The sequence below is a fragment of the Acinetobacter sp. YH12241 genome (genome assembly GCF_013417535.1).
Taxonomy (GTDB): domain Bacteria; phylum Pseudomonadota; class Gammaproteobacteria; order Pseudomonadales; family Moraxellaceae; genus Acinetobacter.
The window spans coordinates 12,382-31,605 of the sequence record NZ_VPDQ01000001.1; the positions used below are offsets into that span (position 1 = coordinate 12,382).

17 protein-coding genes are annotated in these 19,224 nt (G+C 45.1%); 9 read left to right on the forward strand and 8 right to left on the reverse strand.

Annotated features, from left to right (window positions below; genetic code table 11):
• The 3 genes from lptG (at position 1) to FTV18_RS00085 (ending at position 3,939) form a co-directional block, all read left to right on the forward strand.
• Entirely contained in the window at positions 1-1,071 is a 1,071-nt protein-coding gene (gene lptG, locus FTV18_RS00075) for an LPS export ABC transporter permease LptG (protein WP_180003801.1), read from the forward strand.
• A 124-nt stretch (positions 1,072-1,195) separates the two neighbouring features.
• On the forward strand, positions 1,196-2,743 hold the full coding sequence (gpmI, locus tag FTV18_RS00080; RefSeq protein ID WP_180011330.1) for a 2,3-bisphosphoglycerate-independent phosphoglycerate mutase: 1,548 nt from the start codon (positions 1,196-1,198) through the stop codon (positions 2,741-2,743).
• 23 nt (positions 2,744-2,766) lie between these two features.
• Positions 2,767-3,939: a S41 family peptidase gene (locus tag FTV18_RS00085; RefSeq protein WP_034703419.1), complete on the forward strand. Its 1,173-nt coding sequence runs from the start codon at positions 2,767-2,769 to the stop codon at positions 3,937-3,939.
• On the opposite strand, the gene FTV18_RS00090 is transcribed toward FTV18_RS00085, so the two are convergent.
• Genes FTV18_RS00090 through FTV18_RS00100 form a run of 3 tightly spaced genes read right to left on the reverse strand, consistent with a single transcriptional unit; the run spans position 3,940 to position 7,607 of the window.
• The gene (locus FTV18_RS00090; protein WP_180016639.1) at positions 3,940-5,361 is read right to left on the reverse strand and encodes a sigma-54 dependent transcriptional regulator; all 1,422 of its coding nucleotides are present in this window, start codon (positions 5,359-5,361) and stop codon (positions 3,940-3,942) included.
• 17 nt (positions 5,362-5,378) lie between these two features.
• Complete coding sequence (locus FTV18_RS00095; RefSeq protein WP_180016630.1) at positions 5,379-6,944, reverse strand: PAS domain-containing sensor histidine kinase; 1,566 nt, start codon at positions 6,942-6,944, stop codon at positions 5,379-5,381.
• Between the two features lie 27 nt (positions 6,945-6,971).
• Positions 6,972-7,607 (reverse strand): response regulator, encoded by a 636-nt coding sequence (locus FTV18_RS00100; RefSeq protein ID WP_005233474.1) that lies wholly within the window; start codon positions 7,605-7,607, stop codon positions 6,972-6,974.
• A 216-nt stretch (positions 7,608-7,823) separates the two neighbouring features.
• Here FTV18_RS00100 and FTV18_RS00105 point away from each other — a divergent pair, with 216 nt between their 5' ends.
• The gene (locus tag FTV18_RS00105; protein ID WP_166136457.1) at positions 7,824-8,876 is read left to right on the forward strand and encodes a serine hydrolase; all 1,053 of its coding nucleotides are present in this window, start codon (positions 7,824-7,826) and stop codon (positions 8,874-8,876) included.
• Between the two features lie 59 nt (positions 8,877-8,935).
• Here the strand turns inward: FTV18_RS00105 and thrC are convergent, their stop codons facing one another.
• From thrC to xerD, 4 genes are all read right to left on the reverse strand, one after another.
• Positions 8,936-10,075: a threonine synthase gene (gene thrC, locus FTV18_RS00110; RefSeq protein WP_180016629.1), complete on the reverse strand. Its 1,140-nt coding sequence runs from the start codon at positions 10,073-10,075 to the stop codon at positions 8,936-8,938.
• Between the two features lie 55 nt (positions 10,076-10,130).
• A complete protein-coding gene (locus FTV18_RS00115; RefSeq protein WP_005233480.1) occupies positions 10,131-11,435 on the reverse strand; it encodes a homoserine dehydrogenase in 1,305 nt (434 codons plus the stop codon).
• A gap of 127 nt (positions 11,436-11,562) precedes the next feature.
• A complete protein-coding gene (locus FTV18_RS00120) occupies positions 11,563-12,375 on the reverse strand; it encodes a DsbC family protein (RefSeq protein WP_180016628.1) in 813 nt (270 codons plus the stop codon).
• Between the two features lie 100 nt (positions 12,376-12,475).
• Positions 12,476-13,393, reverse strand: a complete 918-nt coding sequence (gene xerD, locus FTV18_RS00125; protein WP_159124366.1) for a site-specific tyrosine recombinase XerD — start codon at positions 13,391-13,393, stop codon at positions 12,476-12,478.
• 175 nt (positions 13,394-13,568) lie between these two features.
• Here xerD and FTV18_RS00130 point away from each other — a divergent pair, with 175 nt between their 5' ends.
• From FTV18_RS00130 to ftsW, 5 genes are all read left to right on the forward strand, one after another.
• A complete protein-coding gene (locus FTV18_RS00130) occupies positions 13,569-13,829 on the forward strand; it encodes a FeoA family protein (RefSeq protein WP_004787267.1) in 261 nt (86 codons plus the stop codon).
• Positions 13,826-15,682, forward strand: a complete 1,857-nt coding sequence (locus tag FTV18_RS00135; protein WP_004787264.1) for a ferrous iron transporter B — start codon at positions 13,826-13,828, stop codon at positions 15,680-15,682. The genes FTV18_RS00130 and FTV18_RS00135 overlap by 4 nt, the downstream gene beginning before the upstream one ends.
• A gap of 57 nt (positions 15,683-15,739) precedes the next feature.
• Positions 15,740-15,991, forward strand: coding sequence for a DUF6587 family protein (locus FTV18_RS00140; protein ID WP_175966305.1), 252 nt, complete (start codon positions 15,740-15,742; stop codon positions 15,989-15,991).
• A 378-nt stretch (positions 15,992-16,369) separates the two neighbouring features.
• Entirely contained in the window at positions 16,370-17,716 is a 1,347-nt protein-coding gene (murD, locus tag FTV18_RS00145) for a UDP-N-acetylmuramoyl-L-alanine--D-glutamate ligase (RefSeq protein ID WP_180016627.1), read from the forward strand.
• 20 nt (positions 17,717-17,736) lie between these two features.
• The gene (gene ftsW, locus FTV18_RS00150) at positions 17,737-18,933 is read left to right on the forward strand and encodes a putative lipid II flippase FtsW (protein ID WP_004787257.1); all 1,197 of its coding nucleotides are present in this window, start codon (positions 17,737-17,739) and stop codon (positions 18,931-18,933) included.
• Here ftsW and FTV18_RS00155 read toward each other — a convergent pair.
• Complete coding sequence (locus tag FTV18_RS00155) at positions 18,922-19,182, reverse strand: zinc ribbon domain-containing protein (protein ID WP_034705366.1); 261 nt, start codon at positions 19,180-19,182, stop codon at positions 18,922-18,924. The genes ftsW and FTV18_RS00155 overlap by 12 nt on opposite strands.
• Positions 19,183-19,224: the final 42 nt, after the last annotated feature.

Below are 19,224 nucleotides of genomic sequence, written 5' to 3' on the forward strand. Positions count from 1 at the left end.
ATGTTAGCACGTCGTATAGTTGCCAAACATGTGACCGGAACCACCGCGCTGGCGATGCTTGGGGCAACCGCTGTTCTTTCAGGTCTGCAGGTCTTATTTACGTATTTAGGTGAATTGGGTTCCCTGAAAGAAGGCTATGGTGCCTGGGATGCCTTGAAATATGTACTCTGGGGGGCACCGAATTATCTTTATGAAATCCTGCCAATTTCGGCACTGATTGGCGCGGTACTCGGTTTAGGTACATTGGCTTCCAATAGTGAACTGATCATAATGCGTTCAGTCGGAGTCAGTCTGTGGCGGATTGTCGGCTGGGTGATCCGTTCAGCATTGCTATTGGTCGTATTATCGTTTGCCCTGAGCGAGTGGGTGATTCCATATACCAATGAACAGGCCAAAGCAGTCAAAAGCTATAACAAGCCAGTCAAAATTGGTGAAGTGAAAGGTTACTGGACGCGTGAGGGTAATCGCTTTATCTATATTGATTATGCCAACGCCAAGGGCCAGCTGAAAAATGTACAGATGCTGGACTTTGATGACAATTACCGACTGCGGGGTACTCTGGATGCCAAGCAGGGTGAATTCGTCAAAGATGGGGCTTGGAAACTAGATAGCACAGAACAGTTTGATATTTTACAAAACGGCAATGCGACACTGGTACAGCATGATGAGCAACCACTGGCTTTGGCCTTGCAGCCGAAATATGTGCATATGGTGACGATTGATCCGGAAGATTTATCGCCAAGCCAGCTGGTGAGCTTTATGAGCTATATGCATGAATATAGTCAGGTACCTAAAACCTATCAGCTGGCTTTCTGGCAGAAAGTCGGTTCGCCATTTGCCCTGATTGCGCTGGTAGTGATTGCCTGTTCATTTATCTTTGGGCCATTGCGTCAGCAATCGATGGGCTTCCGTTTGGTGATTGCGTTATTCGCAGGTTTAGGCTTCTTCTATCTGCAGGATTTTCTCGGTTATGCCAGTCTGGTCTATGCGCCGTCACCGGCATGGTTTGTATTTATTCCTATTTTGCTGATGTTTGCTATTGGCGGCTACTTGCTCCATCGGGCCCGCTAAACTACAGGAAAATAGAAGAAATCAATCGCAACAAGAGGCTTAAACCATCGTCTGGTCATGGCCTCTTTTTGCAAAATTCGGTAAACTAGAGCGATTAATTCGTAGACGAAAAGAGTATTTCATTATGACGGATGCAACTGCTGGCAAAATCCCTCACGTTTTGGTGATTATGGATGGTGTGGGTCATCGCGAAGCGGTCGAAGACAATGCGTTTTTAGCGGCTAAACGACCAAATTTAACTGCTATGCAGGAAAAGCATCCGCATGGTTTGATCTCAGGTTCAGGTGAAGATGTCGGCCTGCCTGATGGTCAGATGGGGAACTCTGAAGTCGGTCATATGAATCTCGGTGCTGGCCGTGTGCTGTATCAGGACTTTACCCGTATTACCAAAGATATCCGTACTGGTGCTTTCTTCGAACATGAAGTGCTGGTAGATGCGGTTGAGAAAGCCAAAGCAGCAAATGGCGCAGTCCACATTATGGGTCTGTTGTCTGAAGGCGGTGTGCACTCACACGAAGATCATATCGTGGCGATGGCTGAACTGGCTTTAAAACGCGGTGCTCAGGTTTATCTGCATGCGTTTCTCGATGGCCGTGATACACCACCAAAAAGTGCGCAACCCTCTTTAGAAAAACTGGATGCATTATTTGCTCAATATCCGGGCCAGGGTCGTATTGTCAGCATGATCGGTCGTTATTTTGCCATGGACCGTGACAACCGTTGGGATCGTGTAGAGCAAGCGTATCGTCTGCTGACTGAAGGTGAAGCAGTGCGTACTGCAGCTAGTGCAGTTGAAGGTCTGGAACAGGCTTATGCTGCAGAGGAATCAGACGAATTCGTAAAAGCGACTCGCATTGGCGACACTGTGAAGATTCAGGATGGCGACAGCGTTGTATTCATGAACTTCCGTGCTGACCGTGCCCGTGAATTGACTCGTGCCTTTGTTGAAAAAGATTTTGCCGGTTTTGAACGTAAGGTTGTACCGAATCTGGCGAAATTCGTGATGTTGACCCGTTATCAGGCGACCATTGATGCGCCAGTAGCCTATATGCCAGAAGCGCTGGTAAATTCTTTAGGTGAGTATCTGTCGAACCTGGGCAAAACTCAGCTACGTATTGCAGAAACCGAGAAATATGCGCATGTAACCTTCTTCTTTAGCGGTGGCCGTGAAGATGAATATCCAGGTGAAAAACGTATCCTGATCCCATCTCCAAATGTTGCGACTTATGACCTGAAACCGGAAATGAGTGCCTATGAAGTAACAGATGAACTGGTGGCAGCGATCAATTCAGGCGAGTTTGACCTACTGGTTGTGAACTATGCCAATGGTGATATGGTCGGCCATACTGGTGTATTTGATGCAGCAGTGAAAGCCGTTGAAGCCGTGGATACTTGCTTAGGCCGAGTTTATGAAGCTGTGATGGCGAAAAAAGGCCATATGATTATTACTGCAGACCATGGTAATGTGGAGCAGATGCAGGATTATCAGAGCGGTCAAGTGCATACCCAGCATACCACTGAACTGGTTCCATTTATCTATGTGGGTCCAAGCTCTGCAACAATCGCAGAAGGTGGCGTATTGGCTGATGTCGCACCAACCCTGCTGAACTTGATGCAAATTCCGGTACCAGCTGAAATGCAGGGTCGCAATCTTATTGAGCTGCACGCTTAATCTTTTATAAAACAGGTATAAGAATGATAAAAACACATGGCAAGTCTGTAGTCTTATCCTGCTTACTGATGTGTTTGAGTCATTCCGCCTGGAGTGCTGTTTCGACCGAGATGGCACTCGATGAACTGGAAATGGATGAACAGGTCTATAATGAAATTCCTGTTACATCCATCCAGGAATTTGTTCAGATTTATGGCATCGTCAAAGATAATTATATTCAAGACAAAAATGACGATGTGCTTTTCCAGCAAGCCATTCAAGGTTTGGTGAGCGGCCTGGACCGCTATTCCCGCTATTTATCTCCTGAAGACTATAAACAGCTGCGTGAATATACTGAAGGTGATCTGGCCAGTATTGATTTTGATCTGCATTTTAATCCACAGCTAAAACAATGGATGGTACAAGGCCTAAGTCCGGATGCTGACTCTGCCAAACAAGGCCTTCGCAATGGTGTCACAGTTTATAAGATTGATGATCAGGTCTTGAGTGCGCTGAAACGTGAGCAGGTGCGAGATTTATTGACTGGTGCCATTGGCTCTACTTTAACGCTTCAGCTTTCTGCGCAAAGTGTACCGATTACACTGGTCCGCAATACCAAAGTGGATACCGAGATTAAATCGACTTTACACAGTAATCAGGTTCTGGTGCTGCAGGTCAAAGTTTTCCAGCAAGATACTGCTAATGAAATCAAGCGAATTATTGAAAGTTATTCAACCAATCGCCTGAAAGCAGTGCTGTTTGACTTACGTAATAATCCGGGTGGTTTATTGTCTGCGGCTGTTGAATCAGCAGATTTGTTCCTGAATCAGGGCATTATTGTCTCGACCAAGAGCCGTTCTGAAGGTAATCAGCAATTTCAGGCACTTCCAGGAATTGAATTTCAAAATCTGAAAGTCGGGATTCTAATCAATAACCGTTCGGCTTCCGCTGCAGAAGTATTTACTGCTGCTCTGAAAGAACATAATCGTGCCTGGGTGGTAGGGGAAAAGAGCTATGGCAAAGGGGTGGTGCAGAAACTGTTTCCTTTGAGCAATGGCTCTGCTTTGCAGATGACGGTGTCGCAATACTTTAGCCCGAGCGGCAATATGATTGAAGGACAGGGGATTCAGCCACATTTCACCTATCCTCTCGGTCAGGATGCGCGTGAGGAGAGCTATCTGGATCACGTCACAGACTTGCTGCTCCTGCAGAAATAATTATTCCTCTTCTTCGGTATCCAGTCCGAATTTTTTCAGACGATAACGTAAAGAGCGAAACGACATACCGAGTTTTTTGGCGGCCAATGTACGATTCCAATGCGTCAGATTCAAAGCATTCAGCAGAATTTCTTTTTCAATCTTTTCTAAATACAGTTCCAGACCTTCCTCGGGGAGTTTCTTGGGAATAATGATCTGATCCGTAGATGAGGTCGGCTCTGCCAGATTTGCCGTTTCTGATTGGACGGATACCGTATGACGCAGTGGAGCAGTTTGCAGATGCTGAAGATCAATCTTGTCTTCATCACTCAAAGTAATAGCTCGTTCAATAATGTTACGCAGTTCGCGTACATTGCCCGGATAGTATTGCTCCAGTAAAAATTCCTTGCTCCGTTCTGTCAGTTTTTTCGCAGGAATCTCCCATTCCTGACAGATCTTTTGAACAAAATGCTCAGCGAGGAGCAGAATATCTTGGCCGCGCTCACGCAGTGGTGGTAAGACCAGATCCATCACGTGAATACGGAAGAACAAATCCTGACGGAATTTGCCTTGTTGTACCAGCGCATCGAGATCCTGGTGGCTGGCGCTAATAACACGGAAATCGACATCAATTTCAGTATCAGAACCGACTGGACGAATGCGTTTTTCCTGGACGGCACGTAACAGTTTAACCTGCATAGATAGCGGTAATTCGGCGATTTCATCTAAGAACAAACTGCCTCCATGGGCAGACTGAATCAGTCCCTGTTTGTCCTGAGTCGCGCCAGTAAAGCTGCCTTTCTTGTGGCCAAACAGTTCACTTTCCATTAATTCAGTCGGGATTGCACCGCAGTTAATCGCGATAAAAGGCCCTTCATTGCGGTTACTAAGACGATGAACCAGATTGGCCACCACTTCCTTCCCGGTACCTGATTCGCCAGTAATAAATACGGGTGCCTGAGAGCGGGCAATTTTTTTCAAGGTGACACGTAATTGCTGAATAGGCAGGGATTGTCCAATTAGCAGCTTATGCTCTAATGAGTCATTGGAATTATTCTGATAATAGTCTACTGGTTTATTTAGCGCTTTTTGCAGCAGTTGTTCCAGATGCTTTTGATTAATCGGTTTGCTGACAAAGTCAAATGCACCTGCCTTGAGTGCAGCAATGGCAATTTCCATATTACCATAGGCCGTTAGAACAGCTACCGGAAGGTGAGGGGAATGCTGGTTAATCCAGTCCAGTAATTGCAGACCATTGCCATCAGGAAGATTTAGATCTGTCAGACAGGCATCATATTGATGATCCCTAAGACATTTTTTTGCATCTTCCAGACGATGAGCAATATGCGTACGGATTCCCATGCGCATCAATGACATTTGCATGAGGGTACATAGATCTTCCTCATCATCCACCAATAAAACCAGTGGTTGTTGTTCCACAATATTTCCCCTTATTCCTTTTATGCTGTCACACGTTGACAGCTAATCCGAAAGCATGCGCCCTGTTCTTGTGAAATGTAGTTGAGTTGTGCCTGATTGGCTTCACAAAAACTGTGTGATAAATATAGTCCGAGTCCCGTTCCATGGATAGACGTGCTGAAAAAAGGTTTAAATAATAATTCCTGATCATGGGTGGCAACACCAGAGCCAAAATCCCGGACATCTATCCATACCTTATGTTCATATGGGTGAATATTCAATTGAATATGGGGTGAATCCGGTGAATTATGCCGGATAGCATTACGAATCAGGTTAATTAGAATCTGACGTAACTGGGCCTCATCAAACTGAATTGCCAGTGGTACATCAATATTAAATTGAATCTGGTCCGCCACATCTGCTAAATCTTCCTGAATAAACAGTGGTATAAATTCATTCAGCTGAATTACGACTGGATGGGTTTCTTTATTCTTCACCATATTCAGGGTGTCCTGAATAATCCGGTCAATCCGGGTGGCCTGTCGGCTAATCATCTGATGCAGAACTTGTTGCTGTTCAGGTTCAGAATCGAGATAAAGATCATTGGCCTGTACAATGGCAGCCAGAGGATTGCGAATTTCATGGGCAATACTGGCGGAAAGCTGGCCTAGAGCAGCAAGCTTTAACTGTTGCACCTGCTGATTAAGTTTGCGGGCATCTTGCAGCACGAGGAGCGTCAGAGTCTGGTGCGGCACAATCAGCTTTTGTACCTGCACGTGAATATTATAACGACTCTGCTGGGATTCAAATTGAAACCGCTCGCCATTTTCCAGATTTTCAAAACGGATCAGTTCAAACAGGTCATTTTGAGATTGGTATAACGAAAATCTTTCATGGGCATACATTGGCTCAATGCCGAGCAGATGACAGGCAGCCGGATTACTGAGCACCACATGGTAATTCTCATCTAAAACCAGATAGCCGGTTTCAATCTGTTCCAGAATATAGCGGTTAATATTCTGTAAGCGATATAGTTCCAGCGATTGAGAAAAATTCAGGTTTTCCAGAATCTGAAAGCGCCGTACCGCAATTTGTCCTGAGCCATAGACGACAAAAAACAAAAAGGCCAGCAGGGCACTATTCCCGATATTGGTAAGCGAGGAAAAGGCAAAAATACTGCCGATAAAATGCTGGTAGATGATACTAATCACCGCAATCAGGGTGATGATCAGGGCCTTCTTGGCATCCAGTAATAATGAAGCTGAAAAAATGGTAATAACAAAAATCAGTCCGAGATGGACATTTGGACCCTGACTGGCCAAGGTCAATAAACTGAGAAAAAAGACATCGCTGGCAAAAATCAGAATGAACTGCGGCTGAATCAGGCGCTTTACCCATCTCAGCGTAAACAGCTGCACAGTATTGACGGCGACGCTAATCATTAAGGCATAGTGATAGAGTTTAGGATACTGATAATCTGTAGTCATATCAGGATAAGTCAGCAGAAAAATCAGCAACAGACCCGTGCTGATAATCAGGCGGTAGGCGCTATACCATAGGCCCAGATGATATTGATTCAGTTCAGAATAACTGGATGTTTGCGCCATAGGAACCGCATTAAGCAGAGGGTTAAATTAAGGTTTAATCAGGCCATAGCGCATTGCAAGATGGGTTAGTTTAACATCACTATCGATATTCAGTTTTTCGAAGATCCGGTAACGGTAAGTATTAACTGTTTTAACACTTACAAACAGCTTGTCGGCAATTTCCTGCGCGCTGATACAGTTCACTACCATCATGGCTACCTGCATTTCACGTTCAGACAGTGCGTCAAAAGGAGATTGCTGGGTATCGGACAGGTAAGAACTCGCCAGCTGTTCAGCAATGTCGGCACTGAAATATTTACCGCCCTGCATGACTTTATTGATGGCACGGACCATCTCTGATACAGGTGCACCTTTGGTGATATAACCTTTGGCACCTGCTTTCAATAATAGTGAAGGATAAGGTTCTTCAGCCAGGCCACTGACCGCAAGAACTTTGGTTTCAGGAGCAGTCTGTAGCAAACGGCGTGTGGTTTCTACACCACCGATACCTGGCATGTTGACATCTAACAGAACCACATTGGGATGATGCTGACGGACGAGGGTAATTGCTTCTTCACCAGATTCAGCCTGTCCAATCACCTGAACGTCCGCATGGTCTTCCAGCATTCTGCAAATTCCAGTACGAACTAATTCATGGTCGTCGACAACTAAAACTGTGATCACCTAGACTCTCCCTCATTAAAAAATCATTTTTTTGTTACATAAAGCAAAATAAGCTTGCAATGAAACTACAAAATTAGCAATCCTATTCGCAGATTAAATCTGAAACTTATCACATAGTGTCAAGAACAAAAAATGTTCGGCATTGTGTTTAAATGTAAGGCATATTAGAGGTAATACGCAAATCAATCTTACCTCTGTTAGTTGAGTGAAGGAATAGTGAAGAAAATAAACAAGTCTTTAAGGCATCTACTCGGCCTGTCCGTGTTAATCAGCATGAGCACGACAAGTTTTGCTGAAATCATTATGAATTCTGGCACAACAGAGGGCGGATCCAGCATCAGCTGGTCTTCTGATGAAGTCAATCAGCTCATGAATGATAATTTGAGCGTATCTGCTGCAGAACCTTCACCACCAGGTTCAGCAACTGTTACGACGACGATTCGTCAGGGCAGTGCACCAGCGCCAGTACCGACAAAACCTGTGCAGATTATTGATAATAGTCATTTTATTAATCAACCTGCTGTAAGTGCGCGTGCAGCTCTGGTGATGGATTCACAGACAGGTGAAGTGTTATTCAGTAAAAATACCAATAATGCTTACCCGATTGCGTCGATTACCAAATTGATGACTGCAGTAGTGATTTCAGATGCGCGTTTGAATATGTCTGAAAAAATTACCCTGCAACAGGCTGATTTTTCCTGTGCAGGCTGTAAGAGCTCAAGTTCTACCTTAAGAGCCGGGGACAGCATGAATCGTGCTGAAGCCTTATTATTTGCTTTGATGAAGTCTGAGAACCCGGCTGCAGCTGCATTGGCGCGTACTTATCCAGGCGGTCGTGCAGCCTTCATTGCGAAGATGAATGCCAAAGCTAAAGAGCTGGGCATGAATTCAACCCATTATATGGAATCTACTGGCCTGCATCCTGGCAATGTGTCTTCTGCACGTGATTTGGGGATTCTGGTCAATACCGCTTCACAGTATGGCCTGATCCGTCAATTCTCTACCACTGCCAGCTATGATTTCAACCTGGGTTACCGTGTATTGAAATCCAACAACACCAATTCACTGGTGCGTAATGGCGGTTGGAATATCAATCTGTCTAAAACCGGTTATATTAATGAAGCAGGACGTTGTGTCGTCATGCACACCACCTTGAATAACCGTCCTGTGGTGGTCGTGGTATTAGGTGCGGATTCAACTGCTGCACGTACCAATGATGCGACTCGTCTGATGACTTGGGTATCTAGCCTGCCTAAACAACGTGTTTAATCTTTTTTAAGCGCATATAAAAAGCCCTGCAATTGCAGGGCCTTTTATTTCAATCTAAATTACATATTAGAAAGAATTGATTCACGAACCTGTTCTAAAGTTGCGTCAATTGAAAGCATTACGGCATCAGAACATTGTTTGATCGCAGTATCCGGATCTTTCAGACCGTTACCAGTTACAGTACACACGATCACAGAACCTTCAGCAATTTTACCTGCTTTAATGTCACGGATTGCGCCACCGATTGAAGCTGCAGATGCAGGTTCTACGAATACGCCTTCATACATAGAAAGAAGACGTTGCGCTTCCAGAATCTCGGCATCAGTCAGTTCATCGAACCAGCCTTTAGAATCACGAACAACCGCTTTCGCATGGTTCCAGCTTTGTGGATTACCGATACGGATTGCAGTTGCAACAGTCTCAGGATTTGCAACAGGTGCACCACGAAGGAAAGGTGCGGCACCAGAAGCCTGGTAACCTACCATTGTTGGCAGACCTTCAGGTTTAGGACCAGTGAAGGCATCAGTAGCAGCATCGTAAACCACTTGCTCAAACTCGCCAGCAGGCTGATTTGCAACCGCTTCGGTATAACCCATCCAGTGCGCAGTAATGTTACCCGCATTACCTACAGGCAGGCAGTGGTAATCTGGTGCACGGCCCAATTCATCCACGATTTCGTAAGCAATGGTTTTTTGACCTTGCAGACGGTATGGGTTGATTGAGTTCACGATAGTGACAGGTGCTTTGTCAGCGATTTCTTTTACCAGACGCATACCGTCATCGAAGTTACCGCGGATTTGCATGGTGATCGCACCATACATCATCGCTTGCGCCATTTTACCCATCGCAATTTTGCCTTCTGGGATTAAAACAAACGCCTTGATACCTGCACGCGCTGCATAAGCTGCTGCAGCTGCTGAAGTATTACCTGTAGAAGCACAGATAATCGCTTTAGAGCCTTCTTCAACCGCTTTTGTTACCGCCATGGTCATACCACGGTCTTTAAATGAACCAGTCGGGTTTAAGCCCTCGTACTTCACATAAATTTCAACATTTTTGCCAATAATGCGCGGAATATTCGCAAGCTTAATCAGTGGCGTGTTACCTTCACCCAGAGAAACGGCTTTAGTAGTTGCAGACACTGGTAAACGGTCGCGATAGCGGTCAACTAAACCAGTATAACGATTGGCATTCGACATGATGATGTTCCAATTGTGTAGAGCTTGGCAAGGGGAGAGTGTCCCCTCGACCCGATTAATTATCAAGCGATTCTAAACGAATTCGTACAATTTCGCCATGAATGACAGGAAGAGCTTGAATTTGTTTTAACGCTTCATCCATTTTCGCTTCCTTGACTGGATCAGTCAGGATCACGATAGGAATAAGATCTTTCAGACGTGACTGCTGCAGAATTGCATCAATACTGATGCCTTCGCGGCTTAGAATAGAGGTTACTTCAGCCAGTACTCCGGTTTGATCTTCAGCATTGATCCGGATGTAGTATCCAGTCGTCATTTCTTCACGTGGCAGGATTGGCAGGTCACTTAAGCTTTCAAAAGCCAGTTGTGGAATTGTACCAGCACCATCTTCAGTATAAGAAATATCACGTACGATATCCACGACATCTGCGACTACTGCAGAAGCTGTAGGACCTGCACCCGCACCTGCACCGTAATACAGTGTAGGACCAACCGCATTGGCTTGAACCAGAACTGCATTTTTTACACCATTCACATTAGCGATCAATTGCTCTTCAGGAATCAGGGTAGGGTGTACACGGAGTTCGATACCAGTTTCAGCACGACGGGCAATACCGAGGTGTTTAATACGGAAGCCCAAGTCTTCAGCATATTTCACGTCTTGTGCAGTAATTTTGCTGATGCCTTCAGTAAAGACTTTATCAAACTGCAACGGAATACCAAAAGCAATAGAGGCCAGTAATGTCAGTTTGTGTGCTGCATCGATGCCTTCTACATCGAAGGTTGGATCTGCTTCTGCATAACCCAGTTCTTGCGCTTCTTTCAGTACATCAGCAAAGGCACGGCCTTTATCTCGCATTTCAGTCAGGATGAAGTTACCTGTACCGTTGATGATACCAGCCAGCCAGTCAATCTTGTTGGCTGCCAGACCTTCACGCATCACTTTAATAATTGGAATGCCGCCAGCTACCGCTGCCTCGTAAGCAATTTGCACAGCGTTGTCATCGGCAAGTTTGAACAGTTCATTTCCATGTTCAGCCAATAGGGCCTTGTTGGCAGTTACGACCTGTTTGCCATGCAGAATGGCTTCTTTAATCACTTCATAAGCAGGGTGAATACCGCCCATGACTTCAACCACCACATCTACATCAGGTTGACGTACGATATCGAGCAGATCTGCACTTTGTTTGACTGATTCAGGTAGATCCAGATCAGGACGCGGACGACGCGTACCAACATGGGTAATTTGAATTTCACGACCGGTGCGACGTTTAATCTCAGCAGCATTTTCTTTTAATAGTTTAAGGGCACCACCACCCACAGTACCAAGACCGAGGATTGCCAGACGAACTGGTTTCACGTCACACTCCAAATATAAACAGTTTTTTACGAGAGCCTAGATCATAGCTAAAAAAGCGGCCTGACTCTAGGGTCATTTCAGAATATCTTCATCTATAAAATAAAGTTAAATAACTAATTAAAATGAGTTATTTAAGTCGATCCAATAATTCTGATGTGCTCATATAGCCACCGAGGTAAAGTCCTTCAGAACTGTATACGCCCGGCGTACCATTGACACCAATATTAAGACCCATTTGATATTGATCTTTCACAGGATTTTTACAAGTCGTTGGTGTGATAGATCCACCGGCAATGGCTTGATCGAAGGCTGCACGACGATCGGAATTACACCAGATGGCTTCCATGGCAGGCATATGCTGCTCGCCACGTGGCCAGGCAATATAGCGTACTTCGATGCCTTTGCTGTTCATTTCATCCATCTGTTCATGGAATTTGTGACAATACGGACAGCTGACATCGGTAAAGACATAGATCACATGCTTGGTTTTGCCTTTGGCTGGATAAATCAGCAGGTCTTCCGCTTTAAGGTTTGCAAAGATTTTCTTGTTGACGTCAGATTGCAAAGTTTCACTGACATTGTGCAGCTCTTTATCTCCAAGGCGAATGACATCGCCCTGAATCAGATATTTGCCATCATTTGTCACATAGACGGGTGCCATACCTTCCAGGCTGACCCATGACATGTTGGGTACTTCAGTGGTTTTAATACCCGTGATTTTTGCGTTAATTCCCGCTTTTTTTAAATGACCTTCGAGCGTTGAAATCAGGCGTTGCTGTGCATTACGTTCGCTAAGGTTAGAGGCTTCACCCGTCGCCGGTGCACTTGCTGTAAGCGTATCTTGCTTTTTATCTGAATTATTGGAATTGGAACATGCGCTCAGTCCCAGACCGGTAGCAAGCAGACAAGCGATAAAAATTTTGGTGCGGGCAAATGTCATAATAACCCTTTTTTTTCTTGGACTAAAAACAGAGCATTAGCATAGCAAAAAAAGATAGAGCTACGTCAAACTTCTCAGTTTATTCTATTCAAATCAGCTCTTAAGCCCGTGGATGATGGGTTGCATGCAGTTGCTGCATTCTAACTTGTGCCACATGGGTATAGATCTGTGTGGTGGATAAATCACTATGACCTAGCAACATTTGTACTACCCGTAAGTCAGCGCCATGATTAAGTAAATGCGTGGCGAAGGCATGACGCAAAGTATGTGGAGACAGTTCAGCCTGAATTCCGGCTTGTAGTGCATAGCGTTTAATGGCATACCAGAAATTCTGCCGGCTCATGATGCCGCCATGCTGGGTGAGGAACAGATAATCAGTCGCTGTCTTATACAATTGCGGGCGTGCTTCCTGCAGGTATTTTTCCACCCATTCACAGGCCATCTGTCCCATCGGCACCAGACGTTCTTTATTGCCTTTACCGACAATACGCAAATAGCCCTGTTTTAAATTAATCAGATCCAGACGCAGATTAATCAGTTCTGTCACCCGTAAACCGCACGCATAAAGCACTTCAAACATAGCACGATCACGTAAACCGAGGGCAGTATTAATATCGGGTGCATGAATCAGTGCTTCGACATCAGCTTCAGACAGGTCTTTGGGCAGGGCACGGCCCAGCTTCGGTGTTTTATGAGCAGCAACCGGATTGTCACTCCGCAGTTTTTGTTCCCGCAGGAATTTATAAAAAGAACGTAAGGCGGACAAACATCGTGCAATTGAACGTGGACTTTTTTGCTGTTTGGTCAGTTCAATCAGTACATCGGAAATATCGTCATGGTTCCATTCTGGTAAAGGTTTAACCAGACATTCGGCACACTGGATCAGATCAGACAAATAGGCATTTCGGGTATGAGGGCTCACTGTCTGGGCAATCAGATAATCGCGAAAACCCTGTAAGTAACTGAAAGCTTCAGGAATCTGAACTGGACTAGGAATGCGAGGTTTTTTATTCAGCATGATGTTTAATGAAGATAATTTTAAAAGCGAGAAGCCTGATTGCTCATCTCCACTCTAGTTTAATTTTACGAACATGTCGATGTGCTATACAGCTAAGAAGAAATGTAATTAATACTTATTTGTTAATTATTCTCATTTGTTTGTATACTGTACAAAAGTCTTAGGAATTTTCACGGTGCGTTTGTCTGATTTGAAAGCAAAACAAACTGCCATCATTCGAAAAGTTAATCGAACTACTGATGGTAAAGGCGCTTCCCACGATGTTGTGGCCAGTCGCTTGGAAACTTTAGGTTTTGTACCAGGGACTCAGGTACAAGTCATTACCAAAGGTATTTTTGGTGGGGATCCGATTCTTATTCAGGTGGGGTTTACGCGTTTTGCTTTACGAAAATCGGAAGCGGCCAAGATTGAAATTGAACAGGGAGCGGCGGCATGAGTGATACCTTACGTATTGCCCTTGTCGGTAACCCAAACTGCGGTAAAACTTCTTTATTCAACCATTTAACCGGATCTCGTCAAAAGGTCGGCAACTATGCCGGGGTTACGGTTGAACGTAAAGTCGGGAATTTTACACTTCCTTCAGGCAAACCGGTACGCGTACTGGATCTGCCAGGAACTTATAGTCTGGATGCGACCAGCCCGGACGAAGAAATTACCCGTAATGTGGTTCAGGGTAAAATTGCAGAAGAAGGCCAGCAGGATACTTTCCTGTGCGTTGTAGATGCAACCAACCTAAAACTGCATCTGGGACTGGTACTGGAAATGATTCAGCTAGGTCGTCCAATGCTGGTGGTGCTAAACATGATGGATGAAGCGCGCCGTCGCGGGATGCAGATTAATACCCAGAAACTGTCTGAACGTCTGGGTGTGCCAGTGGTTGAGACCGTTGCCGTGCGTACTTCAGGCATTGAAAACCTGAAAAATGCACTGGATAAAAACAAATTTTCTGCCCCGCAAACTGAACTCAGCGGTTTGAGTGGCGATCACCATCATCAGATTGCCAGCATTCTGAAAGATGTGGTGAATTATGCCGATCAGGAAGATAAACGTACTGATTTTCTGGACAAGATATTCCTGCATCCGGTATTGGGCCTGCTTAGCTTAGCCATTATGATGTTTGTGGTGTTTCAGGCGGTCTTTGCTTGGGCTGCGCCATTCATGGATGGGATTGAAACTTTCTTCGGCTGGTTGGGGGAGTACATGGGTGGACTGATCGCTCATCCTTTATTAAACAGCTTGGTGGTTGACGGGATTATTGCCGGCGCGGGTGGGGTAGTGGTCTTTCTGCCGCAGATTCTGATTCTGTTCTTCTTTATTCTGGTACTAGAAGAGTCCGGCTATTTACCACGTGCCGCCTTCCTGCTGGATAAATTGATGTTTAAGGCAGGTCTTTCGGGCCGAGCCTTTATTCCATTATTGTCCAGCTTTGCCTGTGCCGTACCGGGAATTATGGCTTCAAGAACGATTAGTGACCCACGTGACCGTCTGACCACGATTTTTGTGGCGCCACTGATGACCTGTTCGGCACGTCTGCCAGTATATGCTTTGCTGATTGCAGCCTTCATTCCTGAGCAAACCGTGTGGGGCTTCATGAATCTGCAAGGTTTGGTGTTATTTGGTCTGTATATGGCCGGTATTCTAAGTGCACTGATTGTTTCCTTTATCCTGAAATTTTTCCATAAGGACAAGTCACAGCATATGCTGTTGATGGAGCTGCCAAGTTACCGTTTCCCGGATGTGAAAAACGTCTGGATTGGTTTGCTTGATCGCGGCAAAATATTCTTGAAGCGTGTCGGTGGCATCATCTTTGCGCTATCCATTCTGCTTTGGTTCCTGTGTACGTTCCCGCAACCACCAGAAGGTGCAACTTTACCGGATATCGATTATTCCTTTGCCGGGATGCTGGGCCATGTGATGCAACCTATTTTTGCACCATTAGGCTTTAACTGGCAGATCTGTATTGCACTGATTCCGGCGATGGCAGCGCGTGAAGTTGTCGTGGCAGCACTAGGTACGGTTTATGCCTTGTCTGCAGTCGATGAAGATGCCATGTCTGAGGGTCTGGCGGCACTGATTAGTGGCGGCGGTGATTTGGGCTGGTCGATCGCGACCGGCTTGTCTCTACTGGTATGGTTTATTTATGCACCACATTGTCTGGCGACCTTAGCCACTGTGAAGCGTGAAACCGGTTCATGGAAAACGGTCAGCTTTATGACCTTCTACCTGTTTGGTTTGGCATATTTCATGTCATTCCTGACTTATCAAATTGCATCACATTATTTGGGTTAAACTGGCTGAAGGGAAACCTTGGCTAGATCTGAATGATCATGTGAATGGGAGATTGAGATGATTGAAATTCTGATTGTAGCGGTACTGGTTGTCTGGAGTGCGCTCGTGGTATTTAAAAAGGTATTTCCGAATACTTCACGCTCAGTCTTCCAGAAGTTGTCTGATGCCTGTGCAGCCAAGGACTGGCATACGCTGGCGAAATGGTTAAAACCGGCTATGGCCAGTGGCTGTGGCGGTAACTGTGCCTGTCCGGCATCGGAGCAAAGTTCGGATGCTAAGCCTAAAGCTCAGGCAGTGAAATGGAAGTAAACTTTCATTCTGTTTGAGAATAAAAACTGAGCATGCAAATGAGTAGGGAGCTTAGAAATAAGCTCCCTAATTTTTTATTTTTTAAAAACTTATTAATTTATCTAGGTGAAAAGAATCCACTATTTTTCTATATTATGAATGGAAGCGTTATCTGATTTTCCTTTCAAGTTATGGATAGCATAGTCTTAACTTTTATTCCCATGATGGCTCCAATAAAAATTTATTAATTATTAAACCGATTAAAGATGAAGATTTAACGATATTTTTTTACGCCCTGACACAAAAAATGCCAGAGAAAGTCAAAACAGAAAAAGCATTCAAAACAGCAAAGTGCTACCATTTCGTCAGTTTTAAAATAGACCAGAAAATGGGGCGAAAATGTTAATACAACGTGGTGGATTAAAAGTCGTTGCAGGACTCGGGATTTCAGGTGTTGCAGCGGTCAACTTCTTACATGACCAGGGCTACCGCGTTGCAGTAACGGACTCAAGAGCCACCCCTCCGGGACATGACCAGATTCCTGCGGAAGTACAGACCAGTTTTGGCAAGTTTGACCAGAATCTGTTGCTCTCTGCCGAAGAAATTATCATCAGCCCGGGACTCGATCCAAAACTGCCTGAAATCCAGGCAGCACTAGATCAAGGTATTCCTGTGGTAAGTGAAATCCAGATTTTACGTCGTGCGACTGATAAGCCGATTGTGGCGATTACCGGTTCCAATGCCAAAAGTACCGTAACTACTTTAATCGGTCTGATGGCAGCGAATGCGGGTAAAAAAGTGGCGGTTGGGGGGAATCTTGGTCGTCCAGCACTGGATCTGACCAAAGATGATCCTGAACTGTATATTTTGGAGTTGTCGAGCTTCCAGTTAGAAACCACATCAAACTTGCAGGCTGAAGTGGCTGTTGTTCTGAATATGAGTGAAGACCATCTGGATCGTCATGGCGACATGATGGGTTATCACACCGCCAAACACCGTATTTTCCAAGGCGTGAAAAAAGTGGTGTTTAACCGTGATGATTCACTGACCCGTCCACTGGTTCCAGATGCAACACCGATGCAGAGCTTTGGTTTGAATGCACCGGACATCAACCAGTACGGTATTCTCAAAGATAAGGATGGCACGATCTGGCTGGCACGTGGTCGTGAACGTCTGCTCAAAAGTTCTGACATGTACATTCAAGGTACCCATAATGTGGCGAATGCCTTGGCTTGTCTGGCTCTAGGTGAAGCAATTGGCCTGCCAATGGACGTTATGCTGGATACGTTAAAAACCTTCAAAGGTTTGGAACATCGCTGCGAATTTGTTAAAGAAGTCAATGGGGTACGTTATTATAATGACTCCAAAGGAACCAATATTGGTGCAACACTGGCAGCACTTGATGGCTTGGGCATGGCAATCGAAGCTCAAGGTGGTAAAGTTGCCATTATTCTTGGCGGTCAGGGTAAAGGTCAGGACTTTACTGCTTTACGTGACTCATTATCTAAGTATGCAAAAATAGCTGTATTAATTGGTGTGGACCGTCCAATTATTGAAAAAGCCATTGCGGGTACAACTGAGCTGGTGCATGCAGAAAGCCTGCAGGAAGCAGTAGAAATTTGTCAGAAGCGCACTCAGGCACATGATGTCGTGTTATTGTCTCCTGCATGTGCAAGTTTTGACATGTTCTCCGGTTATCCGGAACGTGGTCGCAAGTTTGTGGCCTATGTGAATGAACTCAATTAAGAATAACAAGGATTCGTGATATGGCTGAGTTTGCTCAGACTGCGATCAATAAAATTAATCAATTTTATCAGCAGTGGGTACCTAAGTTACCCGCTGAAGTTAATCCGCGTAATGTGCTGATTTTTTGTGTGCTGGCTTTGCTGTGCATCGGTTCGATCATGGTGGCATCGGCTTCGATGCCTTATGCGGAACGGATGCATGAGAATGCTTTCCATTATGTGACCCGACATGCGATCTCGATTCTGGTTGCGGCGGGTGCAGCCTTTTTAGCCTATAAAGTTCCATTAAAAGTCTGGTTCAATAACACTTTCTTTTTATGGATTATTACCATTGTTTTGCTGGTCGCCGTACTCTTTGTCGGGACTGAAGTAAACGGCTCCAAGCGCTGGATTCGGGTAGCCGGTTTTACCTTGCAGGCTTCCGAAGTCGCTAAGGTCATGATGGCGATTTTTACCGCTGACTATGTAGTCCGTCGTGCTGAAGAGGTTCGTAATAATATCAAAGGCTTGGTACGATTAAGTGCCATCATGGGTGCAACCGTTGGCCTGATTATTCTTGAGCCTGACTTAGGGGCAACAGTGGTAATCACCCTGACCATGCTCGGTGTATTCTTCCTGGCTGGTGCACCCTGGATTCAGTTCGGTGTCGCTTTTATTACTTTATTGGGTGCATTTGCTGCTGCGATTGCTCTGGAACCTTATCGTTTACAACGTTTATTGTCTTTCTCGAATCCTTGGGAAGATCCGCTCGGTACCGGTTATCAGCTTTCTAATGCCTTGATGGCGTTTGGTCGTGGTGAATGGACCGGAGTAGGGCTAGGCCATAGTATCCAGAAAATGTCATATCTGCCGGAAGCGCATACTGACTTTATGTTGGCGATCTTAGGGGAAGAATTTGGTTTCTTGGGTATTTCTACCATTCTGATTCTGTCCTTTACCGTGATGGTCTGCTGTATCCGGATTGGACATCGTGCCTTGCAGCATCAATACTTGCGCGCAGGTTATCTGGCTTATGGGATCAGTATCATTTTCCTGTTACAGATTCTGGTAAACGCCGGGATGAATATGGGTCTATTGCCAACCAAAGGTTTGACCCTGCCATTTATTAGTTATGGTGGTTCATCACTCATTGTCTGTGCAGTGATGATCAGTTTGATTCTGAAAATTGACTCAACTACTCAACAAGTTAATCCAAGTCGGGAAGAATCAAGCTTCTAGATTAGACGGACGCTGTGGATCGGGCTGAGCATGGTTAAGCACTGTGCTCGGCATGACAGTTCCACAGTTCAGGCAACGCACAAAAGTACTTTTTGCCTTAGAAAGTGGAACTAGCGGAATAAAAAATAAAGAAAAATAATTACGCTGCTGTTTGAGTTCATACCCAGAACGGGTTCGGCAGACTGGACAAAGAAACTGACTTTTCTCAATGACCTTGGTTTTCGGTCCTACACCAAAAATAAAAAACATTTTTATGACCCTCACTCGCCTGTGTTATTGCTTTTAGCTTAA